Consider the following 15,979-nt stretch of genomic DNA (forward strand, 5'->3'; position numbering starts at 1 on the left):
GGTTACCTCGACAGCTGATTGAGTTCTTGGGAAACCACCGGAGCGCCTGACAACGGCAGGCGCAAGGTGAAACAGGTGCCTTGGCCCGGCGTCGATTGCACTTCCATCTGGCCCTTGTGGTTGTTGGTGATGATGAAGTACGAAACCGAAAGCCCAAGGCCGGTGCCCTGACCGATTTCCTTGGTGGTGAAGAACGGCTCGAACGTACGTTTGCGCACGCTCTCGCTCATGCCGATGCCGTTGTCCTCGACCTGAATCTCTGCCCACGGCGGGTTCAGTTTTGTCCGCAGAATGATCCGCCCCGGCTCGCGGTCGTCGGTACGTTGATGAATGGCTTGCGCGGCATTTTTCAGCAGGTTGAGCAGCACCTGTTCCAGTTCGTTGGCAGTGCCGGGCACCGGGCCCAACGCCGGATCGAACTGACGAATGATCGCCTGCCCCTTGAAGTCGAAACCGATCGCCAGGTCGAAGTCGTTGCCGGCGATTTCCACCGCTTGATCGATCAACGCCGGCAAATCGCAGGGCGCCATCTGCCGGGTACTGCGTCGGCTGAAGCTGAGCATGTGCGTCACGATTTTTGCCGCCCGTGCGCCAGCCTGTTGAATGCCATCGAGCAACTGCGGCACTTCGCGAGCTATCAGGTACTGGTTGACCGTTTCCAGCTCGATGCCGAGTTGCTCGGCCTGTTCGAGGTTTTTCGGCAGATCGGGCGACAGGCGCCGACGAATGTTCTGCACGTTGTGCAGGATCGCGCCCAGCGGATTATTGATCTCGTGGGCCATGCCGGCGGCGAGACCACCAACCGAGAGCATTTTTTCCGACTGCACCATCATTTCTTCCAAGGACAGCCGCTGAGTGATGTCGTCGATCCGGATGACCACACCGCGCCCGGCACCGCCCATCAACGGGTAGAACGTCAGGGCGTAATGCCGGGGCTCTTCGTCCTTGAGCCAGGTCACGCGTTCGATCTTCGCCACTGTGTGCTGCTCGACGGTTTGCCTGAGTTGCGGCAGAAATGGCTTGAGCGGTTCGAAGGCGAGGAAGATCGGTTGGTTCAAGGCTTCCGCGAGGCGCGTGCCGGACAGGGCGCTGGCTTCCTGATTCCACTGGGTCACGTAGAGCTGCTCGTCGAGGGCGATCAGGGCCGACGGCATGGAGTCGATGATGCTGTTGAGGTAGTTCTGGAAGCCGGTGAGTTTCTTTTCGATCTTGCTGCGCACCTGAACTTCCAGTTCCAGCTTGCGGTTGGTGTGACGGGTTTCTTCCGCCAGCCCCTGAGCCTGGTCATAAGCGGCCTGAGAATCGTCGCGGGCACGCTTGAGCTGCTGCTCCCGGGCTTCGATGCGCGAGAGCATGGTGTTGAAGGCTTCGGCGAGGCTGCCGATTTCATCGTGGTTGCCGCGGGAGGCGCGCAGGGCGTAGTTCTCTTCCCGGGTCACTTGCCGGGACAATTCTTCGAGCTGATGGATCGGTCGGGTGATCAGGCGTTTGATCTGCCGGGCGATCACCAGCCATAACAGCACGCTGAAAATCAGAATCCCCAGGCTGGCAGTCAGGGTCCCGGTATAGAACGCCATCGGCAATTCGCTGCTAGCCACCAGCAACAAATGCCCTGGCGCAGCACCGGGGCGGGGCAGGGTGATGACTTGATTGTTACGGAACTCGGTGGCTTGCCAGGCTTCCAGGTGCCGGAAATGCGCTGGCAGGCTCAATTCGTCGCCGTGTTGCAGTTGCGCCAGACGCACGCCCTTACCGTCATAAATGGCCGCCGCGCGCAGCGGTGTATAACTATTGAGTTCGTTGAGCAAGCGCTCGGCGTTTTGCGGCGATTTCAGCGCATCGGACACCAGGCTCGGGTTGGACACCAGTCGGCCGATGGTCTGCAAGGCCTGGGGAGCCATGCTTTCCTGGGAGATGTAATAGGCGGCGCTGATAAAGGTCAGGTTGGCGACCAACAAAACAGTGGTCAACAGCACCAGCAGGGCGGCCAGCAATTTCTGGCCGACTGGAAGGTTTTCAAGGCGCTGGCGCAATGGCATCAGGTTCATCGCTAAAAAGGAACAAGTGGCCAGCGTAGCCGCTGCTCAGTCGCTGGGCAATCCAAGGCTGCGCAGATGAACAGTCAGGCGCTCCTGCAATTGACTGAGGTGGGGCAGGTCCAACTGATGCTGCGACGCGACTTTGCAGGCATGACCCAATAGATAGCTGATTTCGGTGCGGCGCTGATTTGCGACGTCCTGATACATCGAGGAGAAATTGGCCGCCGTGGCCTGGATCACTCGTTCGACTTCTTCCCGCAGATTTTGCGCCGCTGCTGGCTGGCCGCAGCGCTTTAGCAGCTCGGTGAGCTCGACGCACAGGGCGGCGACTTCGCCATGATGCTGCTGCAAACCGCCGTTGCGACATTCGTGCAGCACGGACAGCGGGTTGATCGCACAATTGAGCGCCAGTTTTCGCCACAGCCTTGTGAGGATATCGGTGCTCCACTCATGAGGAATACCGGCGGCGCTCAACTCCTCCAGCCAGATCGGCGCCACGGGATGGCTCGCATCGCCCAGCCAGGTGTAGCCATGGCCGGCGAATACCACACGCCAGTCACCCTCGCGAAATGCGCCTTCGGTGCTGGAGGCGAAAATGCAGCGCGCCTGAGGCACCTGCTTGGCAACCGCGTCCTGGCTGCCGAGGCCGTTCTGCAGCAGGATCAGTTCGGCGTTCGGTGTCAGGCGGTGGGCGAGGCGGGCCACGGCTGTTACGGCGTCGTAGGCTTTACAGGCCACCAGCAGGCGGCTGATGGGCTCGTCGCTGTCAGGTGTTTCGCCGGGCACTGGATACAGCTGCGCTTCGCCGTGTTCGACCAGCGTCAAACCGCCCGCCGTCCGATAGGCCTGCAAGCGTGTCGAGTCCCGCACGATCAGCCTGACCGGCACACCTGCCCGCGCCAGACGTGTGGCCCAAAGGGTGCCGAGGCTGCCGGCACCCAGAATATGCCAAGGAGTGGACATCAGCTTTTTGCTCGGTTTGACGCTGGCATGTGAGGCTCGCAGTATCGGTTGGAAAAGACCCGTTATAATGAGCCCGATTTTAACCGCAAGCCAAGCGCGCTCCATCGTTATCGAGCGTGCCTTTTTATTGGAGAGATTACATGCCGTCGTTCGACGTGGTATCCGAACTGGACAAACACGAAGTCACCAACGCGGTCGAGAACGCCGTCAAGGAACTCGATCGTCGCTATGACCTGAAAGGCAAAGGCACCTTCGAGTTCAAGGAAAAGGACCTGACCGTCAACCTGACCGCGGAAGCCGATTTCCAGCTCGAAGCGATGATCGAGATCCTCAAGCTGGCCCTGGTCAAGCGCAAAATCGACGTGCAGTGCCTTGAAGTCAAGGATGCCTACGCGTCGGGCAAGTTGATGAAGCAGGAAGCGGTCCTCAAGGAAGGCATCGACAAAGAGCTGGCGAAGAAAATCGTCGCCCACGTCAAAGACGCCAAGCTCAAGGTTCAGGCCGCCATCCAGGGCGAGCAAGTGCGCATCACCGGCAAGAAGCGTGATGACTTGCAAGAAGCAATTGCGGCCCTGCGCGCCAAATCCTTCGATATGCCGCTACAGTTCAATAACTTCCGCGACTGACTTTTCAAGCGGGAACCTCTCGGCGTTTTCGACGTCCGAGGCCCAAGCAACGGCAGAAACGATTGAATTCTTCATGGGTTCGGTCTTTCTGCCGCTCATTTTTTGCGTGCCGGGTAGCCGGAAATCAGGAGAAAAAGATGGATTTGAATGCTGAAGTGGACAACCTGGTCAAGGCATCCCAAGCCTGGATTCCAATGATCATGGAATACGGCAGCCGCGTGCTGTTGGCGGTGATTACCCTGGCTGTCGGCTGGTGGCTGATCAACAAGGTGACGCAAAAACTCGGCGGCCTGCTGGCGTTGCGCAATGCCGACCTGGCGCTGCAAGGTTTCATCAGCAGCCTGGCGAACATCATTCTCAAGGTTTTGCTGATCGTGAGTGTGGCGTCGATGATCGGCGTGGAAACCACCTCGTTCGTCGCGGCGATCGGTGCTGCTGGCCTGGCGATCGGTCTGGCGTTGCAGGGCAGCCTGGCGAACTTCGCTGGCGGCGTGCTGATTCTGTTGTTCCGCCCGTTCCGCATCGGTGACTGGATCGAAGCCCAAGGTGTTGCCGGTACCGTCGACAGCATCCAGATCTTCCACACTGTACTGCGCACCGGCGATAACAAAACCATCATTTTGCCTAACGGCAATCTGTCGAACGGCATCATTACCAATACCAACCGTCAGCCGACCCGCAAGGTGATATTCGATGTAGGTGTGGCTTACGAAGCGGACTTGCAGAAGGCCCGTGAAGTATTGCTGGAACTGGCCAAAGACCCGCGCGTACTGGCTGATCCGGCACCGGAAGCGGTGATTTCGACACTGGGCGACAGTTCGATCACTGTTTCCCTGCGAGTGTGGGTGAAGACCGCTGACTACTGGAATGTGATGTTCATGTTTAACGAACAATCCCGTGATCGTTTGAAGACTGCCGGTATCGATATTCCATTTCCGCAGCGGGTTATTCGAATGGTTCAGGAATCGGCAACGGCGTAATAATGGGTCTCATGTTTGACCTCTCGGTCAGACTTGTTCTGCAAGAGCTGAACCCTTAAACACAATGCTGTAGCCAATAAAAAAGGCCCATCCGAAGATGGGCCTTTTTTGATTACCGCGAAGTAGCTAACGGCAATTACAAAATCGACAGCGGGTAGTCGACGATCAGACGGAACTCTTTGATATCGCCTTCGCCCTGGTCGCCATTAGCGAAGTGCCATGCTTGACGAACGCGGAAGGAAAGATCTTTTGCCGGGCCAGTCTGAACAACGTACTTGGCTTCCAGGTTGGTTTCGTTGTGCTTGCCATCTTCACCGTACAGGCCGGCGTAAGCACTGCCTGTTGGAGTGTTGGTGCCGTCGATGTCCCAACCTTTTACGTAACGGGTCATGAAGCTCAGACCTGGAACGCCGTACTCAGCCATTTTCAGGTCATAACGGACCTGAGCAGACTTCTCGTTAGGACCGTTGAAGTCAGAGTACTGGATGGAGTTGGCGAGGAAGATCGAGTCGCCGCCGCGGTTGTTGTCACCCACGCCGATGTAGTCGAACGGGACGTCGCCGTTAACTTTCTGGAAGGCCACGGTAACGGTGTGTGCTTTCAGGAACGAGTAAGCAGCAGCCAGCGAGAACGTGGTGTTGCTGATCTCGCCTGCTTTGGCGGAACCGGTATCTTGGGTGTTGTAGATGTTACCGTCCAGGTTAATCGACTGATCGCTACCCATTGGGATGGTGTAGTTCAGGTTGGCGTAGTACTGGTTCCAGATGTCTTCCAGCTGGGCGCCGTAAAACGATGCGCTGAGGTTCTCGGTGAACCCGTACTTGCCGCCAGCATAGTCTGCGGTTTTAGCGGTAACGCCGGCGTAGTTCGCCCACAGTTCGCCATCGCTGTTCATCTCATCCTGGCTGGAAGCCGAGTAGAAGTGACCGCCTTCCAGGTCCAGGTTCTTGATTTCGCTGCTCTGCAGTTGGAAACCGGTAGCGGTTTGAGGCAGCAGACGAGAACCGCCGATAGCGAATACTGGAGAGGTGCTTGGCTGCATCTCACCGAACTTCAGTTCAGTTTTGGAGATGCGAACTTTAACGGCGGCACCGGCTTTGCCGAAGTCGTCGTGGTTGCGGCCTTGGGAGTCGCGGCTCAGGTTACCCGAGCCAGTTGTGCCGTCGCCACCGTCCAGTTTGATACCCAGATAACCGAATGCATCAACGCCGACACCTACGGTACCTTGAGTATAACCGGAGCTGAAATTGCCCCAGATGCCCTGTGTCCAGTCTTTCTGGTCGTTTGCGCCGTCTCTGCGGTCACGGTTGAAGTAATAGTTGCGAAGCAGCAAGTCGAACTTGGCGTCTTCAACAAAACCTTTGGCTTCAGCCTGGTCACTTACAAACGGTGCGGCCGTAGCCATTTGAGTACTGGCTGCTGCTGCAACTGCCAGTGCGATCATGCTCCACTTCATCACGCGCATCGTGATTTGCTCCTTTGGTTTTAGAAGAGTACTGCCGTCCCGCCTGTTTTATTATCCGGGCGGCTCTTTCTTTTTGTGTCGGCGCAAACTTATATCACGCCGACCATGTTGGCGATACTTGCGTATCTAACCTTTCAGCTTCTTTACGAGCGTGTCGCAAATGACTGGGTAGATGTCGCAAATTCACAATTCCGACGCAATCGGACTGACAACTTCATCGTTGTTTTCCATGGCTTGAGCGTCGGTAAAAAAGAGTCCCTTGTCCTGCACCTGAATCTCCATCGGGCAATCCTGCCACTGTTTTATTGGCCTTAAGGCTTCCACTTCCAGCGGAGCGCTTATAGACGATACGGGGGTGAATGCAACAAGCGTGCACAAATCGGAATTCTGTCGCTGTTTTTTCCCCAAAGCCTGCCTGCTGCTATAAAAACCTCATGAAACCGGGGGCGTCGAGCTCTATTTACTTGAGCTTGACGCCATGCTTCGCATCGTGGTTACCACCTCGAATTGATGGGGGTGACAATCAAAAACGTTACCGGTTCACCCCGACAGTGAGTAGTTAGCGGATGCTGACGCACTGAGCGTAGACGCGTTGTGCGGTTTTGGTGCAAAAAATTTCAATTGCTGTACCGAATTCACCCAGTGTCTCTTTGTCATGGATTCGAACGGCTCGTTGTTTATCGGTATTTCGGCATTTTTTGTTCGGTGGCTGGTTCTGTCATGGTGCGTACCGGATCAAAATGGCTCATATCGGGGCGCCCGCAGGGCACAGCAGGTGGCAGTTCGTCGTGAAGCGCGTGGCGTTCGCAGGTATGCTGCCGTCCTGTCGCTTGGTGCGCCGTCTCTGGCAATGGGGCGCTAAGCTGAAAAAAGATCACCAGAGGGGAGTGTGCGCTGTGTTCGCTTTAGATCCACGACTTAAACAAGACACGTTGCCTATTGGCGATTTCCCGCTCTGTCGGTTGCTGCTGTCCAATGATTCGAACTACCCGTGGTTCATCCTCGTGCCCCGCCGCGAGGATATCAGCGAGATATTTCAATTAGATGTCGCAGATCAACACCAGCTGTGGCAGGAAACCACCGCACTGGCGGAAACGCTCAAGGACTCGTTCGACGCGGATAAATTGAACGTCGCGGCCTTGGGTAATGTCGTCAGTCAGTTGCACATGCATGTGATTGTGCGCAAGCGTGAGGACGCCGCCTGGCCAGCCCCGGTCTGGGGCAATCAGCCGGCCAAACCCTACAGTCCAGAGCAGATCGCGACGATTCGTGAGCGTCTGCGTCTGGTGTTGACCGATGACTTCACGTTTCTGGAGGGCTGAACATGAGCCTGGAAGAGCGCGTTAACGATCTGGAAAGCCAGTTGGCGTTTCAGGATGACACTATCCAGACCTTGAATGATGTGCTGGCGGCACAGCAGCATGCGGTTGAGCGCCTGCAACTGCAAATGGCAGCGCTGCTCAAGCGGCAGGAGGAAATGGTCGGTCAGTTCGAGTCCTTCGAAGAAGAGGCTCCGCCACCGCATTACTGAGCGGCATGAGTGGAAAGCAGGGCATAAAAAAACCGCGAACAGCCTGGGCTGTTCGCGGTTTTTTTAGCTTTGGAGTCAGCGACGCGGCAGAGCGGCGATCACATCTTCAGCTTGCAGGCCTTTGTCACGGTTCATCACGGAGAACTCCACACGCTGGCCTTCGACCAGAACACGGTGGCCTTCGCCGCGAATTGCCCGGAAATGCACGAAAATATCATCGCCGGAATCACGGGAAATAAAGCCGAAGCCTTTGGAGGTATTGAACCACTTGACGGTGCCGGTATCGCGGTTGCTCATGTCATAGCTTGGCGAGGCGGCGGCCGGTGAGGATTTGTAGAAGCTGACAGCCAGGTGCAAAAGAACGGCGATCAGGGCAACGACCAGACTGAACAGAACGGCAGGTTGACCGGCGATGACAGGCATCGGGGCGAACAAGGTCAGTGTTTGCAATACCACAGCCAGAACCAGCAAGGCGCTGACCAGGTTTTGCAACTGATGACGCGGGCCTTTGTTCCAGTAAGGGATGACAGGTGCAAGTGTGAGGTTGAGCAGGCCGAAAAAGGCCAGGTACAGCGCATCGGGTTGTTGCAGGTAAGGTAGCGCTTCGGATCGCAGGCTAGGGATGAAGGACAGCAGCAAGGCTGCTGCGCCCATTAGCAGGTGGACGATTTTCAACATTTTGATTAACTCACGTTAAGACGGATCACAAGGAAGAGCTGATGGAGCACGGTTCGCTTCAGAACAATAAGAGGCGTTGGACACGTACCCGGTATCAGCCTATGCGCAACCCCCGGAAAATAGGCGGTAGCGACACACTGCCTATTTAACAGCAAAGCCCGCAGCTACTCAAATCAGGCAGTCCAGCGGTACTCCCAGTGGCCACCGTGTGGATGACCCATGCTGAGTCATATTTGTCTGCTGTGTTTCTGGCGTCTTTTTGCCTTTTCGCCGAAAGACATTGCGTCGGTTTTCGTAGGAAATCGTCCGGCCTAGGACGAGCTCCATCATCTGCCCTCCGTTGTTGGCTTATCCTACGGCGATGGTCAAAAAGTCATCTGGATTATCCCTGTGCGCCTGCGCTTTTATAAGAAAACGGAATATGACTCTTATAAGCAGCAAGGATGGCAAAGGAGTGTCAAGTTATGGTTGATCAAGACAGGCGACGCGAAGGGAGGGGCGGTCCGCTCAAGGAGGGAAAGATTGATTCATTGGTCAATGAATTCAATATGGGCCTGGCCCAGCCATTATCCCGGTCCGTGCGCTTGAATGGCTTTGCGACCTGTTTGCGGCTGGAGCAGGTTTATTGGGATATTTTGGGTGATATGGCCAAGGTCAATTGCTGCTCGGTCAGTGCGCTGTTGTCCCACGTGGATCGCGAAGTGCATCTGCGTCACGGCGGGGTGAAGAATTTCACCGGGCTGGTGCGGGTTGTCTGCGTCGTGCACAGCCTGAAGGAAGGAAGTTGCCTGGTCATGGCTTAACGGTGGTGGTTGATCAGGTCGAGTGTCGGTCTGTGCAGTCTTACGGCTGCACAGGCTGCATTTAATGGATATAATCCCGCCCTTTGCCGCAAAGCCCAGCATGCGCGGTAGCAATCTGATCGCCGAGACAACCCCCATGCCGATGTACGACTATCAATGTGCTTCCTGTGGTCATCAGTTGGAAGCCATTCAAAAGATCAGCGCGGCACCGCTGGTCGACTGCCCTGCCTGCCAGGCGCCAGAGCTTAAAAAGATGCTGTCCATGCCGGGCTTCCGCCTCAGCGGTACCGGCTGGTACGAAACCGACTTCAAGACCGGTTCCAAGAAAAACCTGGCCGGTGGCGACAAAGCTGACTAGGGTCTAGCGCCCCGGCTGAACGACACGCGCGAGCTCTTGCATCATCCGGCACCTTATTCAGGTGTAGGGCGGCAAGACCTCCAACCGAATTTCGAATTACGAGAAGCGAAACCACTACCATGATGCGCAGCCATTATTGCGGCCAACTGAACGAAAGCCTGGAAGGCCAGGAAATTACCCTTTGCGGATGGGTCCACCGTCGTCGTGACCACGGTGGGGTGATTTTCCTCGATATCCGTGATCGTGACGGTCTGGCCCAGGTGGTGTTCGACCCGGACCGCGCTGAATCCTTCGCCGCCGCCGATCGCGTGCGCAGCGAGTTCGTCGTGAAGATCACCGGCAAAGTCCGCCTGCGTCCGGCCGGTGCCACCAACGCCAACATGGCGTCGGGCATGATCGAGGTTCTCGGCTACGAACTGGAAGTGCTGAACGAATCGGAAACCCCGCCGTTCCCGCTCAACGAGTTCTCCGACGTTGGTGAAGAAACCCGCCTGCGCTATCGCTTCCTTGACCTGCGTCGCCCGGAAATGCTCGAGAAGCTGCGTCTACGCTCGCGCATGACCACCAGCATCCGTCGCTACCTGGACGAGAACGGCTTCCTCGACGTCGAGACACCGATCCTGACCCGCGCCACGCCAGAAGGCGCTCGCGACTACCTGGTGCCGAGCCGTACTCACGCAGGTAGCTTCTTCGCCTTGCCGCAATCGCCACAGCTGTTCAAGCAGCTGCTGATGGTCGCCGGCTTCGACCGTTACTACCAGATCGCCAAGTGCTTCCGCGACGAAGACCTGCGTGCCGACCGCCAGCCTGAATTCACCCAGATCGACATCGAAACCAGCTTCCTCGATGAAAAAGACATCATGGGCATCACCGAAGGCATGGTCCGCACCCTGTTCAAGGAAGTGCTGGGTCTGGAGTTCGGCGATTTCCCGCACATGACCTTCGAAGAGGCCATGCGTCGTTATGGTTCCGACAAACCGGACCTGCGTAACCCGCTGGAACTGGTGGACGTTGCCGACCAGCTGAAAGAAGTCGACTTCAAGGTGTTCAGCGGCCCGGCCAATGACCCGAAATGCCGCGTTGCCGCTCTGCGCGTGCCAGGCGCGGCAAGCATGCCGCGCAGCAAGATCGACGATTACACCAAGTTCGTCGGCATCTACGGTGCCAAGGGCCTGGCGTACATCAAGGTCAACGAGCGCGCCAAAGGCGTCGAAGGCCTGCAATCGCCAATCGTCAAGAACATCCCTGAGGCCAACCTGAACGTGATCCTCGATCGCGTCGGTGCGGTCGATGGCGATATCGTGTTCTTCGGCGCTGATAAATCGAAGATTGTCAGCGAAGCCCTGGGGGCTCTGCGAATCAAGCTCGGCCACGACCTGGAGCTGCTGACCTGCAAGTGGGCGCCAATGTGGGTCGTCGACTTCCCGATGTTCGAAGAGAACGACGACGGCAGCTTCAGCGCGTTGCACCACCCGTTCACCGCACCGAAGTGCACCCCGCAAGAACTCGAAGCCAATCCTGCCAAGGCTCTGTCCCGTGCCTACGACATGGTGCTCAACGGCACCGAGCTGGGTGGCGGTTCGATCCGTATCCATCGCAAGGAAATGCAGCAGTCGGTGTTCCGTCTGCTGGGTATCGACGAAGCGGAACAGGAAGAGAAATTCGGCTTCCTGCTCGATGCGCTGAAGTACGGTGCACCGCCGCACGGTGGCCTGGCCTTCGGTCTGGACCGTCTGGTGATGCTGATGACCGGCGCCCAGTCGATCCGTGAAGTGATCGCCTTCCCGAAAACCCAGAGCGCGGCGGATGTCATGACTCAGGCACCGGGTCAGGTGGATGCCAAGGCACTGCGCGAACTGCACATTCGTCTGCGCGAAACGCCTAAAGCTGAGTAAGGCTGACCAGAAGGGCGCATTTTCGGATGCGCCCTTTCTATATAGACAGGTCGAGATTTTTTTTTGCTGGCTGGCGCATCATGGCGTGGCGGGCAATGTTTCAAAGATAATTCGGAGCGAGTTATGGCAGGTCATTCCAAGTGGGCGAACATCAAGCACCGCAAAGAACGTCAGGATGCCAAGAAGGGCAAGATTTTCACCAAGTGGATTCGTGAGCTGACGGTTGCTGCTCGTCAGGGCGGCGGTGATCCGGGCTCCAACCCGCGTTTGCGCCTGGCGCTGGATAAAGCGCTGGGTGCGAACATGAGTCGCGACATCATCGACCGCGCAGTGGCTCGCGGCGCTGGCGCCGCCGATACCGACGACATGGTCGAGCTGACCTACGAAGGTTACGGCCCGGGCGGTGTGGCGGTGATGGTCGAATGCATGACCGATAACCGTAACCGTACAGCCGCCGCCGTTCGCCATGCGTTCAGCAAGTGCGGCGGCAACCTTGGCACTGACGGTTCGGTGGCCTATCTGTTCGAACGCAAGGGGCAGATTTCCTTCGCGCCGGGCGTGGACGAAGATGCGCTGATGGAGGCGGCCATGGAGGCTGACGCCGATGATGTGGTGACTCACGAAGACGGTTCAATCGACGTGTTCACTTCGTTCGCCGGCTTTTATTCCGTGCGCAACGCTTTGGAGGCTGCCGGCTTCAAGGGTGATGACGCGGAAATCGTCATGCTGCCGACCACCAGTGCCGAACTGGACCTGGAAGGCGCGGAGAAGATTCTGAAGCTGATCGACATGCTCGAAGACCTGGATGACGTGCAAAACGTGTATTCCAACGCGGACATTCCAGAGTCGGTCGCCGCACAGCTCGGTTAAGGGCGACTAAGATCCAGTGTGGGAGCTGGCTTGCCTGCGATGGCGGCGTGTCAGGCTACATCATTGTCTGATGTGCCTACGCCATCGCAGGCAAGCCAGCTCCCACATTTGTTATTCGCTGTATTGAATATCGTGCTTTTACTAAGCCTGCAGGCGTTATGACTTTAATTCTTGGTATCGACCCCGGTTCGCGTATCACCGGTTATGGCGTGGTACGCGATACCGGGCGTGGCTGCGTGTACGTGGCGTCGGGGTGCATTCGCACGGGCTCCGGCGAGCTGCATGAACGCCTGCAAATCGTCTATCGGAGCGTGCGTGAAGTGATCCAGACCTACGGCCCGGTGACCATGGGCATCGAAAAAGTCTTCATGGCCCGCAATGCCGACTCCGCCCTCAAGCTCGGTCAGGCCCGCGGTGCTGCCATCGTGGCCGGTGCCGAGGAAAGCCTGGAAATCGCCGAATACACTGCGACCCAAGTCAAACAGGCGGTGACCGGCACCGGCGCGGCGAATAAAGAGCAGGTGCAGATGATGGTCATGCACATGCTCAAATTGACCAGCAAGCCGCAAATCGATGCCTCGGATGCCCTGGCCATCGCAATTTGCCATGCTCATACACGGTCCAGCCTGTTGCCTCATGGTCTGGGCACAGCACGCAGTCGTGGCGGGCGCCTGCGTCTCTGATAGCATCAGCAATCATTTTTTATGGAATGAGGGTTTGCGCCTGTGTTGTCGGCGTAAAGCCTTTGTTCTGTCAGTCGCCAGCACTGATCTGGCCAAGGCTCAAGGATCTGAAACGTGATTGGACGCTTGCGCGGCACTTTGGCTGAGAAACAGCCGCCGCACCTGATTCTGGATGTAAACGGTCTGGGCTATGAGCTGGAAGTGCCCATGACCACGCTTTATCGCTTGCCGTCGGTCGGTGAACCGCTGACCTTGCATACCCATTTGGTCGTACGCGAAGACGCGCAGTTACTCTATGGCTTCTTTGGCAAGCGCGAGCGAGACTTTTTTCGCGAGCTGATCCGTCTCAATGGTGTGGGGCCCAAACTGGCGCTGGCCTTGATGTCGAGCCTTGAGGTCGATGAACTGGTTCGCTGCGTGCAGTCCCAGGACACTTCGGCGCTGACCAAGGTGCCAGGCGTGGGCAAGAAGACGGCCGAGCGTTTGTTGGTGGAACTCAAGGATCGCTTCAAGGCGTGGGAAACCGTGCCGGCGATGTTCGCGTTGGTGCCAAACCAGCCGGGCGGGCCAGATGCGCCTCCAGTTGCCAGCGCTGAAAATGACGCGGTCAGCGCGCTGATTTCCCTGGGCTACAAGCCGCAGGAAGCCAGCAAGGCGATTTCTGCGATCAAGGAGAAGGGTTTGAGCAGTGAAGACATGATTCGTCGTGCCCTTAAGGGAATGATCTAAGTGATTGAAGCTGATCGTCTGATCGCCGCCACGGGTGGCCCTCGTGAGCGTGAGGAAGTCCAGGACCGGGCAATTCGTCCCGTCAGCCTGGCCGAGTACATTGGCCAGCCGACCGTTCGCGAGCAAATGGAGCTGTTCATCCAGGCCGCGCGTGGGCGCAACGAATCCCTGGATCACACACTCATTTTCGGCCCGCCGGGGCTGGGTAAAACCACCCTGGCCAACATCATTGCCCAGGAAATGGGCGTGTCGATCAAAAGCACCTCGGGGCCGGTCCTTGAGCGTCCAGGTGATTTGGCGGCGTTGCTGACCAACCTTGAACCCCATGACGTGCTGTTCATCGACGAGATCCATCGGTTGTCGCCGATCGTCGAAGAGGTGCTGTACCCGGCGATGGAAGATTTCCAGCTCGACATCATGATCGGCGAAGGGCCGGCCGCGCGCTCGATCAAACTCGATCTGCCGCCGTTCACCCTGGTCGGCGCAACCACCCGGGCCGGCATGCTGACCAACCCGTTGCGCGACCGCTTCGGGATCGTCCAGCGTCTGGAGTTCTACAGCACCGCCGACCTGGCAACGATTGTCGGCCGTTCGGCGAACATTCTCGGGTTGCCGCTGGACCCGGAGGGCGCCTTCGAAATCGCCCGCCGCGCCCGTGGCACGCCGCGGATCGCCAACCGCTTGCTGCGCCGAGTGAGGGATTTCGCCGAGGTTCGCGCCAAAGGCCACATCACCAAGCCGATCGCCGACCTGGCGCTGAATCTGCTGGATGTCGACGAGCGTGGCTTCGACCATCAGGATCGACGCCTGCTGTTGACCATGATCGAGAAGTTCGACGGAGGACCGGTGGGGGTCGACAGTCTGGCGGCGGCGATCAGCGAAGAGCGACACACTATTGAAGATGTGCTGGAGCCGTATTTGATCCAGCAGGGCTACATCATGCGCACTCCGCGGGGGCGAGTGGTCACTCGACATGCATACCTGCATTTCGGCTTAAACATCCCGTCACGATTAGGCGAGATGCCTGTGGTAGACGAGTTCCTCGATGCCGTGGACGATTAGTAACCTTTGCGTGCTGATTTATTCGGGGTTTGTGCTGTCCCAGGACCGTACTTTCGCCGCAAAGCCGCGAATCAATGAAAAACAGTTGCCTGGCCGGATTGGCAACCTGAGGAGTAAGCACTAGAGTATGCGCGCGCAAAACGGGCTTGAGTCGTTCGCACATCGTTGTCGCGTTTATTACGAGGACACCGATGCGGGCGGCATCGTGTATTACGTCAATTACCTCAAGTTTATGGAACGGGCTCGAACCGAGCGGCTCCGGGAGCTGGGCTTTGCCCAGTCGGCGCTGGCAGGGGAGGACCTGTTGTTCGTCGTGCATTCCAGCGAAGCGCGTTACCACGCGCCGGCGCGACTGGACGACGAACTGCTGGTAAGCGCTGAAGTAATTGAATTGAACCGGGTCAGCCTGCGCTTCAAACAGCAGGTCAGGCGAGCTACGGATAATGTGCTGCTCTGCGAAGGGCAGTTTCTGGTGGCCTGTGTGCGCACCAACAGTTTAAAACCCCGGGCCATTCCCGAAGCTCTACGTGCGGCCTTTGCCGACGTGAGCGGCGCGGGTACACACTCAAAGCAGGAGATAAAGCGTGGAAGCTAACGTCGTCGACCATTCCTCCATGTGGAGCCTGGTCAGCAATGCCAGTATCGTGGTGCAACTGGTAATGCTGACCCTGGTAGCCGCATCGGTGACCTCATGGATCATGATCTTTCAGCGCAGCAACTTGCTGCGCGCCGGTCGACGCGCCCTGGAGAGCTTTGAAGAGCGCTTCTGGTCCGGTATCGACCTGTCCAAACTCTACCGTCAGGCCGGCAGTAACCCTGATCCGGATTCGGGCGTGGAGCAAATCTTCCGCGCCGGTTTCAAGGAATTCTCCCGTCTGCGTCAGCAGTCAGGCGTTGATCCGGAAGCGGTCATGGAAGGCGTAGCCCGTGCCATGCGCGTGGCCATCTCCCGCGAGGAAGAAAAACTCGAGCAGAGCCTGCCGTTTCTTGCCACCGTCGGTTCCGTCAGCCCGTACATCGGTCTGTTCGGTACGGTCTGGGGCATCATGAACTCCTTCCGTGGCCTGGCCACCGCCCAGCAAGCGACCCTGGCCACTGTGGCCCCGGGTATCGCCGAAGCACTGATCGCTACCGCGATCGGTCTGTTCGCCGCCATCCCGGCTGTAATTGCCTACAACCGTTTTGCTGCTCGCAGCGAAACCCTGCTGGGCCGTTACTACACCTTCGCCGATGAATTCCAGGCGATCCTGCACCGCAAAGTGCACACCAGCGAAGAATAAGCAGGTAATTCCCAATG

General features: G+C 57.7%; 17 protein-coding genes. 13 read left to right on the forward strand and 4 right to left on the reverse strand.

Annotation, left to right across the window (positions count from 1 at the left end):
* Window positions 1-2: 2 nt before the first annotated feature.
* Window positions 3-2,039: a HAMP domain-containing sensor histidine kinase gene (locus tag FHW68_RS19000; RefSeq protein WP_183682286.1), complete on the reverse strand. Its 2,037-nt coding sequence runs from the start codon at window positions 2,037-2,039 to the stop codon at window positions 3-5.
* A 45-nt stretch (window positions 2,040-2,084) separates the two neighbouring features.
* Entirely contained in the window at window positions 2,085-3,002 is a 918-nt protein-coding gene (locus tag FHW68_RS19005; protein ID WP_183682289.1) for a putative 2-dehydropantoate 2-reductase, read from the reverse strand.
* A gap of 140 nt (window positions 3,003-3,142) precedes the next feature.
* On the opposite strand from FHW68_RS19005, the gene FHW68_RS19010 reads away from it, so the two are divergent.
* Both FHW68_RS19010 and FHW68_RS19015 read left to right on the forward strand, forming a co-directional pair.
* A complete protein-coding gene (locus FHW68_RS19010) occupies window positions 3,143-3,628 on the forward strand; it encodes a YajQ family cyclic di-GMP-binding protein (RefSeq protein WP_095632188.1) in 486 nt (161 codons plus the stop codon).
* Window positions 3,629-3,765: 137 nt separating this feature from the next.
* The gene (locus tag FHW68_RS19015; protein WP_095632187.1) at window positions 3,766-4,608 is read left to right on the forward strand and encodes a mechanosensitive ion channel family protein; all 843 of its coding nucleotides are present in this window, start codon (window positions 3,766-3,768) and stop codon (window positions 4,606-4,608) included.
* A 136-nt stretch (window positions 4,609-4,744) separates the two neighbouring features.
* Here FHW68_RS19015 and FHW68_RS19020 read toward each other — a convergent pair whose 3' ends face one another.
* Window positions 4,745-6,073, reverse strand: coding sequence for an OprD family porin (locus FHW68_RS19020; protein ID WP_095632186.1), 1,329 nt, complete (start codon window positions 6,071-6,073; stop codon window positions 4,745-4,747).
* A gap of 896 nt (window positions 6,074-6,969) precedes the next feature.
* On the opposite strand from FHW68_RS19020, the gene FHW68_RS19025 reads away from it, so the two are divergent.
* Both FHW68_RS19025 and FHW68_RS19030 read left to right on the forward strand, forming a co-directional pair.
* A complete protein-coding gene (locus tag FHW68_RS19025; protein WP_095632185.1) occupies window positions 6,970-7,395 on the forward strand; it encodes an HIT domain-containing protein in 426 nt (141 codons plus the stop codon).
* 2 nt (window positions 7,396-7,397) lie between these two features.
* Complete coding sequence (locus tag FHW68_RS19030; RefSeq protein WP_095632184.1) at window positions 7,398-7,604, forward strand: SlyX family protein; 207 nt, start codon at window positions 7,398-7,400, stop codon at window positions 7,602-7,604.
* Between the two features lie 75 nt (window positions 7,605-7,679).
* Here the strand turns inward: FHW68_RS19030 and FHW68_RS27445 are convergent, their stop codons facing one another.
* Window positions 7,680-8,282 (reverse strand): cold-shock protein, encoded by a 603-nt coding sequence (locus FHW68_RS27445; protein ID WP_095632183.1) that lies wholly within the window; start codon window positions 8,280-8,282, stop codon window positions 7,680-7,682.
* Window positions 8,283-8,746: 464 nt separating this feature from the next.
* Here FHW68_RS27445 and FHW68_RS19040 point away from each other — a divergent pair, with 464 nt between their 5' ends.
* The 9 genes from FHW68_RS19040 (at window position 8,747) to tolQ (ending at window position 15,962) form a co-directional block, all read left to right on the forward strand.
* A complete protein-coding gene (locus FHW68_RS19040; protein ID WP_183682292.1) occupies window positions 8,747-9,085 on the forward strand; it encodes a ribbon-helix-helix domain-containing protein in 339 nt (112 codons plus the stop codon).
* A 136-nt stretch (window positions 9,086-9,221) separates the two neighbouring features.
* Window positions 9,222-9,443: an FmdB family zinc ribbon protein gene (locus FHW68_RS19045; protein WP_010457489.1), complete on the forward strand. Its 222-nt coding sequence runs from the start codon at window positions 9,222-9,224 to the stop codon at window positions 9,441-9,443.
* A 119-nt stretch (window positions 9,444-9,562) separates the two neighbouring features.
* A complete protein-coding gene (aspS, locus tag FHW68_RS19050) occupies window positions 9,563-11,338 on the forward strand; it encodes an aspartate--tRNA ligase (protein ID WP_095632181.1) in 1,776 nt (591 codons plus the stop codon).
* Between the two features lie 123 nt (window positions 11,339-11,461).
* Window positions 11,462-12,208 carry a YebC/PmpR family DNA-binding transcriptional regulator gene (locus FHW68_RS19055; protein ID WP_095632180.1) on the forward strand — a complete coding sequence of 249 codons (747 nt, stop codon included), beginning with the start codon at window positions 11,462-11,464 and terminating at the stop codon, window positions 12,206-12,208.
* A 158-nt stretch (window positions 12,209-12,366) separates the two neighbouring features.
* A complete protein-coding gene (ruvC, locus tag FHW68_RS19060) occupies window positions 12,367-12,891 on the forward strand; it encodes a crossover junction endodeoxyribonuclease RuvC (protein ID WP_183682295.1) in 525 nt (174 codons plus the stop codon).
* Between the two features lie 114 nt (window positions 12,892-13,005).
* Window positions 13,006-13,620, forward strand: coding sequence for a Holliday junction branch migration protein RuvA (gene ruvA / locus FHW68_RS19065; RefSeq protein WP_095632178.1), 615 nt, complete (start codon window positions 13,006-13,008; stop codon window positions 13,618-13,620).
* On the forward strand, window positions 13,621-14,682 hold the full coding sequence (gene ruvB / locus FHW68_RS19070; RefSeq protein ID WP_095632177.1) for a Holliday junction branch migration DNA helicase RuvB: 1,062 nt from the start codon (window positions 13,621-13,623) through the stop codon (window positions 14,680-14,682).
* A gap of 127 nt (window positions 14,683-14,809) precedes the next feature.
* Window positions 14,810-15,277, forward strand: coding sequence for a tol-pal system-associated acyl-CoA thioesterase (gene ybgC, locus FHW68_RS19075; RefSeq protein WP_183682298.1), 468 nt, complete (start codon window positions 14,810-14,812; stop codon window positions 15,275-15,277).
* On the forward strand, window positions 15,267-15,962 hold the full coding sequence (tolQ, locus tag FHW68_RS19080; protein ID WP_007977321.1) for a protein TolQ: 696 nt from the start codon (window positions 15,267-15,269) through the stop codon (window positions 15,960-15,962). Before ybgC ends, tolQ begins: the two co-directional genes overlap by 11 nt.
* Window positions 15,963-15,979 lie beyond the last annotated feature (17 nt).

The organism is Pseudomonas sp. Tn43, from assembly GCF_014192635.1.
Lineage (GTDB): Bacteria > Pseudomonadota > Gammaproteobacteria > Pseudomonadales > Pseudomonadaceae > Aquipseudomonas.

Excerpts from the sequence above, each read along its gene's own strand:
- FHW68_RS19000 (WP_183682286.1), bottom strand. The coding sequence starts at position 2,039 with ATGCCATTGCGCCAGCGCCTTGAAAACCTTCCAGTCGGCCAGAAATTG.
- FHW68_RS19005 (WP_183682289.1), bottom strand. The coding sequence starts at position 3,002 with ATGTCCACTCCTTGGCATATTCTGGGTGCCGGCAGCCTCGGCACCCTT.
- FHW68_RS19010 (WP_095632188.1), top strand. The coding sequence starts at position 3,143 with ATGCCGTCGTTCGACGTGGTATCCGAACTGGACAAACACGAAGTCACC.
- FHW68_RS19015 (WP_095632187.1), top strand. The coding sequence starts at position 3,766 with ATGGATTTGAATGCTGAAGTGGACAACCTGGTCAAGGCATCCCAAGCC.
- FHW68_RS19020 (WP_095632186.1), bottom strand. The coding sequence starts at position 6,073 with ATGCGCGTGATGAAGTGGAGCATGATCGCACTGGCAGTTGCAGCAGCA.
- FHW68_RS19030 (WP_095632184.1), top strand. The coding sequence starts at position 7,398 with ATGAGCCTGGAAGAGCGCGTTAACGATCTGGAAAGCCAGTTGGCGTTT.
- FHW68_RS27445 (WP_095632183.1), bottom strand. The coding sequence starts at position 8,282 with ATGTTGAAAATCGTCCACCTGCTAATGGGCGCAGCAGCCTTGCTGCTG.
- FHW68_RS19040 (WP_183682292.1), top strand. The coding sequence starts at position 8,747 with ATGGTTGATCAAGACAGGCGACGCGAAGGGAGGGGCGGTCCGCTCAAG.
- FHW68_RS19045 (WP_010457489.1), top strand. The coding sequence starts at position 9,222 with ATGCCGATGTACGACTATCAATGTGCTTCCTGTGGTCATCAGTTGGAA.
- aspS (WP_095632181.1), top strand. The coding sequence starts at position 9,563 with ATGATGCGCAGCCATTATTGCGGCCAACTGAACGAAAGCCTGGAAGGC.
- FHW68_RS19055 (WP_095632180.1), top strand. The coding sequence starts at position 11,462 with ATGGCAGGTCATTCCAAGTGGGCGAACATCAAGCACCGCAAAGAACGT.
- ruvC (WP_183682295.1), top strand. The coding sequence starts at position 12,367 with ATGACTTTAATTCTTGGTATCGACCCCGGTTCGCGTATCACCGGTTAT.
- ybgC (WP_183682298.1), top strand. The coding sequence starts at position 14,810 with ATGCGCGCGCAAAACGGGCTTGAGTCGTTCGCACATCGTTGTCGCGTT.